Annotated in this window: 8 protein-coding genes; all 8 read right to left on the bottom strand. The window is 34.3% G+C overall.

What is annotated here, in order from left to right:
- Nucleotides 1-327 precede the first annotated feature (327 nt).
- The 8 genes from GSA01S_RS06530 to merR all read right to left on the bottom strand — a co-directional run bounded on the left by GSA01S_RS06530 (nucleotide 328) and on the right by merR (nucleotide 12505).
- Nucleotides 328-1677: an APC family permease gene (locus GSA01S_RS06530; protein WP_245631286.1), complete on the bottom strand. Its 1350-nt coding sequence runs from the start codon at nucleotides 1675-1677 to the stop codon at nucleotides 328-330.
- 264 nt (nucleotides 1678-1941) lie between these two features.
- The gene (locus tag GSA01S_RS06525; protein WP_066125979.1) at nucleotides 1942-2331 is read right to left on the bottom strand and encodes a GtrA family protein; all 390 of its coding nucleotides are present in this window, start codon (nucleotides 2329-2331) and stop codon (nucleotides 1942-1944) included.
- Entirely contained in the window at nucleotides 2328-5213 is a 2886-nt protein-coding gene (locus GSA01S_RS06520) for a YfhO family protein (RefSeq protein ID WP_083513235.1), read from the bottom strand. Before GSA01S_RS06520 ends, GSA01S_RS06525 begins: the two co-directional genes overlap by 4 nt.
- Nucleotides 5213-6187, bottom strand: coding sequence for a glycosyltransferase PgfS (gene pgfS, locus GSA01S_RS06515; RefSeq protein ID WP_066125976.1), 975 nt, complete (start codon nucleotides 6185-6187; stop codon nucleotides 5213-5215). The genes GSA01S_RS06520 and pgfS overlap by 1 nt, the downstream gene beginning before the upstream one ends.
- A 172-nt stretch (nucleotides 6188-6359) precedes the next feature.
- Nucleotides 6360-8372: a DUF2079 domain-containing protein gene (locus GSA01S_RS06510; protein WP_066125974.1), complete on the bottom strand. Its 2013-nt coding sequence runs from the start codon at nucleotides 8370-8372 to the stop codon at nucleotides 6360-6362.
- Between the two features lie 511 nt (nucleotides 8373-8883).
- The gene (locus tag GSA01S_RS06505) at nucleotides 8884-10206 is read right to left on the bottom strand and encodes an ISL3 family transposase (RefSeq protein WP_066125973.1); all 1323 of its coding nucleotides are present in this window, start codon (nucleotides 10204-10206) and stop codon (nucleotides 8884-8886) included.
- Between the two features lie 241 nt (nucleotides 10207-10447).
- Nucleotides 10448-12088 (bottom strand): mercury(II) reductase, encoded by a 1641-nt coding sequence (merA, locus tag GSA01S_RS06500; RefSeq protein WP_066125971.1) that lies wholly within the window; start codon nucleotides 12086-12088, stop codon nucleotides 10448-10450.
- A gap of 24 nt (nucleotides 12089-12112) precedes the next feature.
- The gene (gene merR, locus GSA01S_RS06495) at nucleotides 12113-12505 is read right to left on the bottom strand and encodes a mercury resistance transcriptional regulator MerR (protein ID WP_066125969.1); all 393 of its coding nucleotides are present in this window, start codon (nucleotides 12503-12505) and stop codon (nucleotides 12113-12115) included.
- Nucleotides 12506-12719: the final 214 nt, after the last annotated feature.

Here is a 12719-nt window from a genome sequence, read left to right as displayed (position 1 = left end):
AGGCTGTGATACGTACCTGGTTATTCGGCGCTTACACTTTTTTAAAAAATAATTGTAGTTAATATAGTCACATTATCTAATATAAGTAAACTGGGCAGAAAAAGTAGAAAATCAATCGATTATCACTTCCTCTGCCCACTACTGCATATTTTGAAACCATTAAACCACTGCGCTCTTAATTAACGAACAATAACATGAATACATTTATCTAGTTTATGCCCACCCTATACTGAGCCTCTTGAAGGCGTAATTTGAAGTCCCTCAACCACTGCACTATAAAAAATTGGAACTAACGGTATTTTTTTATTGGTCCAACTTCATCGTTTATCACGGTTGGTAGCTTTGTTGTCGCTTAGCGTATGACCAAAATATCAATATAAATAAAATCCCCACTATCGACGTAATCAAGGCTGCTTTAAAATTTAGAATAAAATTACCAAGTACGATTACTAAAATGCCTAAAGTCGCAAATAATGGTGCGATAATTCCAAAGAATTTATTTTTAATCTGCCCTTTTTTATATAGCTGGAAGACTAAGTAATATATCGGTAATAAGCATAAATTATTAAAGACTACGGCACTTTCTGAAATATCTGAGTTAGGCAACCATTGATATTTAAAAACAAAGTAGTGAATCACTAACCAAAGAAGATTGATCGCCATTACTAAAAGTGTAGAATGAGTTGATAATTGATGTTGTGGATGTAATCTTTGCAATGATTCGGACTTTAACCACCCTTTTTCAGCCATTGCTTGAGGTAAACGAATATTGGCTAGAAACATGCCATTGGCCACTCCTAAAACTGAAATAATCACAATGATAATTAATACATTTCCCAAAGCTCTACCAAAGATCATATTAAATGCAAAATTAACTGAATTGTTACCCGTCGATAAAATAAAGGTTTCGCCTAAAATATTATTTAAACCGACAAAATAACTGACATATAAGACTAAAATAAAAATAGATCCTAGTATGTAGGCCAATGGTAAATTACGTTTCGCATTTTTTAATTCTGGTGCAATATTCGTGACCACATTCCATCCATCAAAGGTGAATGCTAAAGGAACTAAAGCTGCTAACCAACCAAAGCCAACGTCTCTGGGCTCAACGATTGGTAAATTAGAGGGTATTTCGGGCATCGGCAGTTGCCAATTGAAACCCATTATCATCATAATAATTAGCGGAATGACTTTAATAAAGGTTGAAAGGCTTTGAAAGAATCCAGCTAATTGCTTCGAATAATAGTTCATTAAGGCGATGATGAATAAGTAAACAATCGTTAATATAATTTCAGATTCAAAACTCGCATTGGACATCAATAAACTTAATGTATAGGACGCAGCGACCCATGTGATCACTGTTGTGATGACTGGAATATAGATAAAGGACTGGAACAGGCCTATTACAGTCGCAAAGGTCTGATTATAGTATATTTCAGCATAGCCGGCCAGTCCGCCGCTGGTAGTGGTTCTTAATGCTAACTGTGCCAACGTTAAACTCCCAAAGATAATGTTAACAGCTCCTAATAAAATTACCAGAACACCTAAGGTAACATTGCCGCCAGTAAATGATAAAATATCATCCGCTTTAAAATAAATTCCCGATCCCACCACTGTTCCGACAATCATCGCGATGGCCGTTAACAAACCATAAGTTTTATTTTTTTCTTTCAATCCTACACCTTCTACATCCATATTTAGCTGATAAAAATTCAATTGACCGTTTCTAAAAACACTTAAACAATAAAATGCTGATTGCCTTTATTTTACAATCATAGTGAAATAAATCATAGCAACCTAATCGAATAAAAACTCGATCAACAATCGATTTTGAATAACCTGCCTGCTACCCATTAAGAATTATTCTTAACTGAGCAGTTCCAAAAATAAAACGATTCCTGTGTTATTCTACTCTCCTTCATTAATCGAGTGACAATTCTATTTTTGCTCTAACCACATTTTTCTCATGGCAAAGTTAATACACATCACCACAACGGCTACCATAATATTGGCATAATTGGCATTAATACCTAAAATTTCAACTGTAAACCATAATAAAGCTAAAGTAATTAACATGCCGATGACACTTAATAATACAAACAATTGAAATTCACGGCCTTTTTCTGTTTCTGAATATTTACTAACAAAAACATATTTCATACTTAAATAATAATTAAAGATGGTCGCAATGACAAAAGCGATAAATTTCGCTAAAATATACCACACTCCAAATGCATTAAATAAAGTATAAAAAATGATCCAATCAATTACCGTTGCAATGACGCCCACGATACCAAATTTAATAATTTGTTCGAATAAATTTCTCATCCATTTACCACAGGCTTTCTTTTATTTTTCTCTAGTAAACTATACACTATCAAGCCCAAAATTGAAAGACCTGTTATCATCCAACCAATATTCCAGCCGTCTGGTGTAAACTTCATTTCGATTTCGTGAGTTCCTTTAGTAATTGGGAATGAAATAAAAGCACTCCAGGTCTCCTTGATTGGCACTTCTTGGCCATCAACGGTCACGGTCCAACCTTGATTATAGGGAATCGAAGTCATCATATAACGACTATCATCAGTAATATTAACCGTCCCTTTCATAAAGGTATTCCCCCACTCGGTCACTTTCATCCCTTGTTGTTTACGATGTGCGATGATTTGTTCACTAATGCTTTGATCAGCTGTAATCACGTACATATCTGTTAAATCAAGTTCCTTCGTCGTTCCTAACGTTAAGACCATTTCTTGTGTTTGGCCTTTTTGTTTATTGGCAATATTCCATAATTGCTGACCATCAAATGAATGTTGATAATCATACCAACGACCATTCAACTTAATTTCAGTCTTACCACCTTTTTGACGTTTTAAGGCTAAAGGCGCATTAATATAATAAGTCGCATCTGTTTGTGGCGTAAAGGTAAATTTAATTTCACCTTTTTGGCTTTCATCTATTTTTTTATAAATAACTTTACCAGAAGCTGTTTCTTCTTTTTTTACATTGGTTAATTCAATGTTTTCAAACAGATATGATTTAAAGACTTGTAATTCCTGTCCACTGATAGCCGATAGAATTTGATTGTGCGTATGGGCAACTTGGTTAGGGTGAATTTCTAAATTCACGGTCTGTTCATTGACACCAAAAGCTATTGGCAATACATTCTGATTTTCATATATTTTAAAGCGTTCATCTTCCCAATATAATTGATAATAATCGAGTAAATCACTACGGGTAGAGTTACGATGGAAGAAACGACGATTCGGATATTGTTGGACATCCTCATTCGTATAATCTTGGTAATCTACTACATAACGAATACCATAAAAAGCATCCATAAACGCGGTTCCGTTACCATAGAAGCTCGAAGCATTACTGCCTGAATCTCCTACTGCTGTCATGAAATTCAAGGTAGAACGTTCCATATTTGAACTAAAATGAGTCATACCAGGATAATCAAACATGAAGGGATCATTTTTACTTCGCTCAAACATTTTATTAATGCGGTAAAATTCTCCCTCTTTACTTGGACGAATTAAATCGATTACCGGTAAAACGGATAATTGTGCATCTCTAAATTTTGAAGCATCGTCATAATTCATTCGACTTTGAACGATATAAGCATTCAATCCTAATTCAAAAATTGTGAGTAAACTAATCACTAAATAACTCGATTTTTTAAAGCCAAAAGCTAAAATGAATAAGACAAAAATCCAAATCGCGAGAGATAAGGTTTGTAATTTAACTAAATAACCAAAATGATTTAATAATGAAACGGCAATAAAGATTAGGAGCGAACCGCCTATCATGGCGATTAATCGTTGTCGTCCAATATGACGGTATTTGTATAATGAGAATATAAATAATACGATTAACACTCGTAAAATTAAGGCTAAATAATTTTCCAATAATGGGACCACTTCACTCGTTGCATCAAAATTGAAAAATGAAAATTCATTTGAATAGGTCCATTCAGCGGCTAAATAGATAAAGGCCGATGAAACCATCACTAATGGCCAACTGACACTGCGCCAATTATGAAGGCCACGATACGTTAATAAGACCATAAAGAATGAAATAATCCATGAGAATCGATAAAAGAAGCCAGCCGGTGTTTGACCCATATGCCAAATTTTATTGAAAAATAAATTGACAATCGAAATGAAAAAGACTGCAAAAACAAATACAGCCGCTATTTTTTGTTTTTTAGAGATGGAGCGATTCGCAAAGAATACACCCGTCCCAAACAATCCTAAGCTGCCGACAAAGATATTGGGTAAATTAGGTCCTGCTGGCCACGATTGACTGTCAAAAGCACCAATCATTAATTTCGCCAAAGCATCTAGTGGATTAATTTGCATCTTCCATTCGAAGGTTAATTTACTACCATATGCCCCTTTAGAAATTAATAAGTCCATAAAAACAGGGTATAATAACCACATAACCATTCCCGCCCCTAAGATAGCGTAGATTGCTGCTCTTAAGATGCGTAATAAGGAAGTTTTACTGAATAATTGGCGACTCGACATATAAAATATCGTATATAAGATAACGAATAAACAAATCATGTAGCCCATATAATATTGTAAGAATAAAGTTAAGGCAATGATTAACGCAAATTTATATCCTTTGCCACCATCTAATACTTCTTCTAGCGTTAAAATGACCAATGGTAACATGATCATCCCATCGTAAAAAATGATATTCATTTGATAAGCCACTAAAAATCCTGCTAAGGCATAAACGGTTGACAACAATGGCACTAAGAAACGACGATCATTTAAATGACCATTGTAACGTTTAATGAGTAAATGCGCGAATGATAAGGCAATAAAGCCATAACGTAAACCAATAATGATAGTCGATGCTAAGCGAAATTCACCCGCTGGAAATAGCGCGTAGATTAAATAAAATGGACTCATTAAATAGTAAGCCCAGTTACTAATCATCGTGCCACCAATTGATTTAGAAAATGAATAAAATAAATTACTTAAATCCCCTGTCCAAAGTGTCCGTTTATACAAACGGAAGAAGTCGATATATTGCTGTCCAAAATCGACTGACATTAGGGTTTCGTCTCCAAATGGGTAAACTCCCATAAAGGCCCATACGACCAACATAATCGCAATTGGTAAAATAAAACTTAGGATATAGAGTCCTTTTTTCGTTTGATATAATTGATTAAATTTTTTTGTTATTTGTTCCACTATCTCATTTCCTTGTCTTTTACTTGAATATTAGTTTCTTCTACAATAAAGTGCGGGCGTCTTTTGACCTCATAGTAAATCTTTCCTATATATTCACCTAAAATTCCAATCGAGATTAATTGCACCCCACCAAATAATACAATCGCAAATAAAGTGGTGAAATAGCCGCTAATTAAACGACTCGGATCAATTAACCAAATAATAAAATGCCATAATAAATATAATACGCCTAAAGAGACACAAATTAATCCTAAATTGACACATATTCGTAAAGGTCTATCATTGAATGATAAAAAAGCATCGATTGCATAATTCAATTTATTCTTCAAGCCAAATTTAGTTGAACCGCCCTCACGAACCTGATTTTCATACTCGATAATCTTTTCTTTATACCCTACCCAAGACACTAGGCCTTTGGTAAAACGATTATACTCCGGTAAGCTTAAAATAGAATCGACAACATTACGACTCAGGAGACGAAAATCAGAGACCCCTTCAGAAATATGGACATCCATTAAACTATTGAATACTTTATAAAAGTGTTGTGAAAAGAAGGAATCAATCTTGCCTTCTCCTTCTCGTGATCGACGAGCAGATACGATATCATACCCTTCAAAATAGCCTGTTAACATTTCTTCTACTACTTGAGGTGGATGTTGGAGATCGCCGTCCATTAAAACGACTGCATCGCCAGTTGCATATTGAAAGCCAGCTAATATTCCAGACTCTTTACCGAAATTGCGACTAAAACTAATATATTTTACACGACTATCGGAATTAGCGACTTTTTTTAGTAACGGTAAGGTTTTATCTTTACTACCGTCATTGATATAGACAAACTCTAATTCAACTTCTTTATTTTGTTCTGCTTTAAATTTTTGACTTATTTCTGTTAACACTTTACTGACTGTTTCATGAGTCAATAAAATCATTTCTTCTTCATTATACATCGGTATAACTACAGTTAATTTCATTGTAATTACCCCTTTCGAAAAAAATTCCCATAATTAAACTTTACCATATTTTACCCTAGAAAAAAAAGAATATAAAATTTAATGGATAAAAACCTTTCAAGTCCCCTGAGCTCCTCATCATTATTTGACTGAAACTAATTTTGGCTAACGTCAATGTATCACTTGTCCGGTTCTATTCTTGATTAACAGGTTGAGCGGCTTTTTCTAAAATTAAGATAAAATCACTTGATAACTCACTACTGACATATCCTTGTTCCATATATTGATTGACAATTTTAGCTTCCTTACTGCTATCATTTAATAAGTTATATTCAAATACAATATAATCCAGCTCATGATCAACCTCTCCATTTTTATGGTAAAAAAGATCATATACTTCATGGCGGTCAGCTAGAGCTGTTGTGTAATTAGAGAGGGAAGCGACTTTAGCTGTTGCTGGTATGTTAGCTAAAGTAGTTTTTATGCCCTCATAGTGAACTTGATTTTCTTGATAGGTTTGCCATTTATCCATTTTAGGTAATACTAATCGTACTTGTAATCCTGAAGAGACAATAAGAGCAAACACTAGCAATCTTTTAGCTGTTAAAGATAGTCGCTTCCGTGGATCTTTTAACATTTCATAAATAGCAATCATGAATAATAAAAACAAGAATGTGCTAGAACCATAATGATATTGCTTAAACAAATCAACCTGGTATGGCCAGTCACTCAATAAATTAATCACTAATAATGGCAATAATAATACATAATTAATCAAATGTTTTTGAAATAATGGTAATAAGCCTAATGAAAATATTAAAGTCGCTATATAAATTGTTTTTCGATAGGTAAACACACTGGCAATCGTATAGACCGGATTTTTCAATGCGTTCATCACAGCAAATTTTAATCCTTCTTGATCACCAATCATAAAATTAGCAAAACGTGACGTCATCGCCCCAGTACCAACCGTTTCCAAATAATGAATGACACTAACGAAATAAATGGATGGCAATAATAAACAAACGATCGCAATCGTCCATTTCGTTGATTTGGTAAAGTTAAACGATTGTTGAAATAGAAAATAAATCCCTAAACTCAAAATATAAATCGTAGCATCTTCCTTAATAATTAAAGTTAAAATAGTAAATAAAACAATTAAAACTTTATTCTCAATTAAAACAGCGTAAAATAACCATAACAGCATCGGTGCTAGAAAACAGTTTTCGTGATAGTCATACAAATGTCCTGTCGTCAAACTAGGGAATAATAAATAGACTAATAGTAAAAGATAGGTAAAGGTCTGACTAAAAGACAAACGTTTAGCAATTAAATAAACCGGAACAACACCAGACGCAACCAATAATATTTGACTAACTTCTAACGTTTCTGCATAAGGTAATATTGAATAAATTGGCAATAATAAATAATGGATGGGTGAAAAATGCACTGAAAAATGAGATAAAAGACGATCACGTTCAAGTGTCGTGACTGGCCCCGCCCCATTTTTCATATTAGCAAACATTTGCGTAAAAATTCCCATATCAAAAGTCGGTGTCTCAAATATTTTTACTTTTGCGATCATGATGGTAGAAAGTAGTAGAATTTGCGACACGAATATCATTCCTACCACTATGGGCAGGTGTTTTTTGGATTTTTCTAACCATCGTAGTTTGTTTTTGAAAAATAATAACGCTCCTAATAAAACACTTGATGACAGGATGACCATCAAACTATTTTTTTCATTTTTAGTTAGCTTGACTAGAAACTTTTCTGCTATCGCAACCTCTGACGGATTAAACATAAAATAAATCGCCATTAGCATCAGCAAGATGATACCCAATAAATAGATATCGCTATATCTTTTTTGATTGAGGCGTCTATATAAATAAGCAACAAATAGCACTAACAGTGACCCTAAAGTAACCATCATACTTTTACTCAGCAAAGCAAAAATATTAAAAAAGAGCATGAACAACATGATAAACAAACGTTCACGCCATTCTTCTAATTTAAATAGTTTTTCAAATAAGAAAAGTCCTCCCGTGATCACTGAACAACTAATGATGACCATCAAAAAAGAAATATCATTATCTAAATTTCCATATAAACCATATTGTTGTTGTGTAAATATTGAGATTATCGCATAAATTAAATACCCATTTAAAAATGGGAAAAAAACATCGGTTTGTTTTATCTTATTCATAAGTTATTTGTTCATCCTTATTATAATAATTTGACTAGCATTTCAATCTTATCTTTATCATGAAAGCTAGTCAAGATTTGAACTAGAAAATTAATATTAATGCAATCTTATTTTTATTTATTTAATAGTTAGCAACTAATTCATAACGCGCTGTGTCTTTAAATGAAAGTAAAACAAGACCCACTGCTAATTTTCCCACTATTTTAAAGCTAGCTGTTTTTCAAAGGTAATTGCTAGCAACCCTTTCATCATAAAAATGGCATAAAACAAGCGTCTTTTTTTAACGTGTTTTATGCCTCTTATTATGATACTAATCTTCAGTTTTCCTAGCTCGTCAATGAAGCTGGCCATAATCTTGAAAAATTCAGTCAAGTGATTGCTCGATAATTAAAAGCCCAGTGGTTGAGTGGCCTCAAACTGCGTCTTAATGAGGTTAAAGATAAATTTGGTAAACTCAATCAAGTTATTGTTATTAAATTAAGGGTATTCGGATTTTATGGTGGAAAAGGGCTTATAAATCACCCTTCTCCAAATTCTTAATAAGTATGGAAAAATCGACACCAAAGTTGTCTGTAATGTTATGATCATTCACTTCATACCAATTGAAATTATCGTGTAACATAGCTTTATTGAAAGCACTTGAATTAAATCGTGGCTTACGCTTTTTATGGAGCTTCTCATTGAAAAGGATTTTGGCTCGTAAGGCATCAAACGAGTAACCTCTACCCATTCGCTCTACCTGCCTAATAATGCTGTTAATTGACTCCGTATAAGCGTTAGTGAGCCTTTTATCAAAGTAGTTGAATATTTCGACATGCCAGTTGTCTACGGCTCTCACGAGGTCTTTATATGCATCTTTAGAGTTACTGGACATACAACGGTGTCTCCATTGACTATAACGAAGACGACCTTCATCTGAATCAGGAGTATCGCATATCCAGTAAAACTCTTCTTTGAGTTCATAGGCTTCTTTTAAGGCAGGAAGATTACCTAACCAAGTCTCTAAGAGGAATGATTCACGTTCATTTAGATCGTGTTTACGCTTTAGAAGGATAAACCTTTCACGCATAAGGGTACGTCTTTCTTTTTGGCTCATATGAGCTTTCAAAGACTTTCTGACGTTATCTAAGGCTTGATTAGCCATTCTAACTACATGAAACTTATCTACGATCACTTTAGCGTGTGGAAGGATAGTGTTCACTGCGTCTTTGTAGGGCTTCCACATATCCATTGTGACGCACTCAATATAAGTCCTGTCACTAATTTCTGAAAGACGTTGGATGACTGTTTCCTTGTTACGGTTAGGCTTGATGTCATAAATAGTCCTGCGTTCAATATTAGTCAATACAAGCCGAGGTCTTCGGATAATATGTATCTCGTCTATCCCAAGCCACTTAGGAGTTTCAAACTGGTATTCACGTTCTTTGAGTGCCACATAGTCCTTAAAAACGTTCCTAATAGTTTTCTCGTCAACGCCAACGCTTTCTGCGACTTCTACAAAGGTCTTAGACATGGATTGCTCTTGAATAGACTTTAAAAGCCTTTTGGTCATACTACGCTTTTCATCTACAGATACTAGGCGTTCCCAGAAGGTAGATCCGCATTCACGACACTTGTATCGTCTACGGTTCAATTGTAAGCCCACTCGCTTTAAACGAATGGGCAAATCCATAATTAGTTGATTTCTTGAACTGTGTTTGTACAACTTGTCAAAACCACATTCAGGACAACGTTCAGGTGGTCCGACTGCTTCAACTTTAAACATCATATCGGTTTCATTTTCTTGTGGTGATTCTATTGTTTTAATGTCTGGTAGGGATAATAAGTCTGACATATTGTTCATCCTTTATTACTCTGCGGTGTTAAGGTATCAAATATAGATTTGATGTCGAAATCATCAGTGTTAAATTATTTTTGTGACCACAAATGCACTTAGAAAATCCCTTAAAGCATTTATATAATGGGTGATCGCAAAATAGTGTATGAAATCCTTTTGTAGACTTTGCTAAACTACTGCACACTTTAGTACAGTATTAGCTGGTTCACTTGAATAGGGAATTGTAAAAAAAGTTCCCTTAGCCTGCACAACAAGATAATTTCGAAACATCCTTATCAAAGGTAAGAGCAGCTAATTTTAATCCTTCTGCCATTGTTAAATATGGTGCAAGGCTGTCTTTTAAATCCTCGACTGTTAATCCAAACTTAACGGCTAATGTCGCCGCATATATCACTTCTCCTGCATTTTCAGATACGATATGAACCCCTAGTAATTTTGAAGTTTTTGCATCGGCAACAAGCTTAAAAACGCCTGTTGTTTCACGATTTACTATTGCTCTTGGAACTGCATCTAAAGGCAATACAGATTTTTTTATTTCATAGCCTTTTTCTTTTGCTTGTTCTTCTGTTAAACCAACCGTTGCAATCGAAGGATTTGTAAAAATTACGCCAGGAACAACGGATAAATCTAATTTTTTATTTAATCCGCCAATCGCATTATCGGCAACAATTCCACCTTCATATGCTGCTACATAAACGAATTGAGGTCCTAATGTTACATCGCCTGCAGCATAAATCTTTTCATTACTTGTCCTAGCGTAGTCATTTATCAGGATTTCTTTTCGTTTTCCAACTTCAACCCCTGCGGCACTTAATTTCAAAGCATCTGTATTTGGTTTTCTTCCTGTTGCAACAAGTAACTGCTCTGATTCCACCACTTTTTTCTTACCATCTACTGTTACATGAACCTTTTTGATTTGCCCCTCTTGTTCTACACGCTCAAAAGTTGCCCCTTTTACAAGGTTAATACCTTGTTCAATTAACGCTTTTTCTACGGCTTCTGAAATTTCTTGATCATATTCTTTTAAAAGTCGCTCACTTCTTTGCATAAGCGTGACTTCTGAACCTAAATTATGAAACAATTGCCCAAGTTCCATTCCGATATATCCTGAACCAATAACCGTTAATCGTTTTGGTACCGTTTTTAATTCAAGTAATGTTGTACTTGTTAGATAATCCACTTTTTCAAGTCCTGAAATCGGCGGTAAGGAAGGAGAAACGCCCGTTGCAATTAAGAAACGCTTTGCAGAAAGTTTCTTCCCGTTAACTTCAACTGTATTTTCATCAACAAATATTGCTTCACCTTCAATTAACTCAAAGCCATATTCATCAATTAAATTGACATATTTTTGATTCCGAAGTTCGCTTACTAACTCATCTTTATGCTTTACTAAAGGAGCTAATTCCACTTTTCCAGCAGATGTTTGTAAACCTATAAATGGGTTGACTTTTGCCAAATGATTGATTTCCCCAGCTCTAAGAAGTGTTTTTGATGGCACACAACCAATATTTACACATGTTCCCCCAACGGTTCCACGCTCAATCATAGCTACTTTTGCCCCATATTCAACCGATTTAATCGCAGCCGAAAAAGCAGCCCCGCCAGAACCAATGATAAGTAAGTCATAGTCTCCCTCATCACCTAAAACTATTTTTTCTTCAGATTGTACTTCTTCTATTTCTCCAGGCTGGTATTTTGCTTCATCAATTGCCTTTTTTGCACTTTCAACCTCAATTTCATTGGGTAGTTCAAATACTGCTTCACCACGACGAAAACTAGACTCAATATTTTTAGCACCTATCTTTTCAAGTGCTGATTCAACGTGTTTTTCACAACCCGCACAGGTCATTCCTTGAATGTTTACCTTAAATTTATTCATAATAAAGCCCCTTTCGTTAATCTCTCATGTTAATGTTTCTATTATTGGGCACGAATGTAATTGCTTTTCATCTGGACATCGTTGTTTTAAGTCGTCTAACATAGTTTCAATTCGTTTTAAATCCTCTATTTGTTTTTGAACTTCCATTTGTTTTTTAGAAACAAATTCGAACATATCTTGACAACGAACTTCATCTTTATCTACAACACCAAGTAATTTATAAATCTCGTTTAAAGAAAATCCAAGTTCCTGTATTCGTTTAATAAACCCAACACGCTTAACGTCATCATATGAATATATCCGATAACCAGCTTCCGTTCGGTGAGGTTCTTGTAGTAAATTTTTTCGCTCGTAATATCTAATCGTTTCTTTATTAACGCCACATTTTTCTACAAACTCACTAATGCGGTAAATCATCTTATTTCACCCCATGAATATTATAAACCGTGTACCATAGTACACGGTCAAGTAAATTGGACTATTTTATTTTTTCCCAACGTATCACTCGTATGTGATTGATACTTTTATAATACTATTGATTGTCCTAACATCCCACTAGAAAATCCGATTTAAACACCAGTTGTTTTTAAACTATTAAAAAAGTAATTCCACTATATATTCCGAAGACCCT

The organism is Globicatella sanguinis NBRC 15551, from assembly GCF_001552295.1.
Taxonomy (GTDB): domain Bacteria; phylum Bacillota; class Bacilli; order Lactobacillales; family Aerococcaceae; genus Globicatella; species Globicatella sanguinis.
Note: the sequence above shows the minus strand (reverse complement) of the source record. Positions and strands in the feature narration are given on the sequence as shown.

Coding starts and splice junctions, on each gene's coding strand:
- GSA01S_RS06525 (WP_066125979.1), bottom strand. CDS start 2,331: ATGAGAAATTTATTCGAACAAATTATTAAATTTGGTATCGTGGGCGTC.
- pgfS (WP_066125976.1), bottom strand. CDS start 6,187: ATGAAATTAACTGTAGTTATACCGATGTATAATGAAGAAGAAATGATT.
- GSA01S_RS06510 (WP_066125974.1), bottom strand. CDS start 8,372: ATGAATAAGATAAAACAAACCGATGTTTTTTTCCCATTTTTAAATGGG.
- GSA01S_RS06505 (WP_066125973.1), bottom strand. CDS start 10,206: ATGTCAGACTTATTATCCCTACCAGACATTAAAACAATAGAATCACCA.
- merA (WP_066125971.1), bottom strand. CDS start 12,088: ATGAATAAATTTAAGGTAAACATTCAAGGAATGACCTGTGCGGGTTGT.
- merR (WP_066125969.1), bottom strand. CDS start 12,505: ATGATTTACCGCATTAGTGAGTTTGTAGAAAAATGTGGCGTTAATAAA.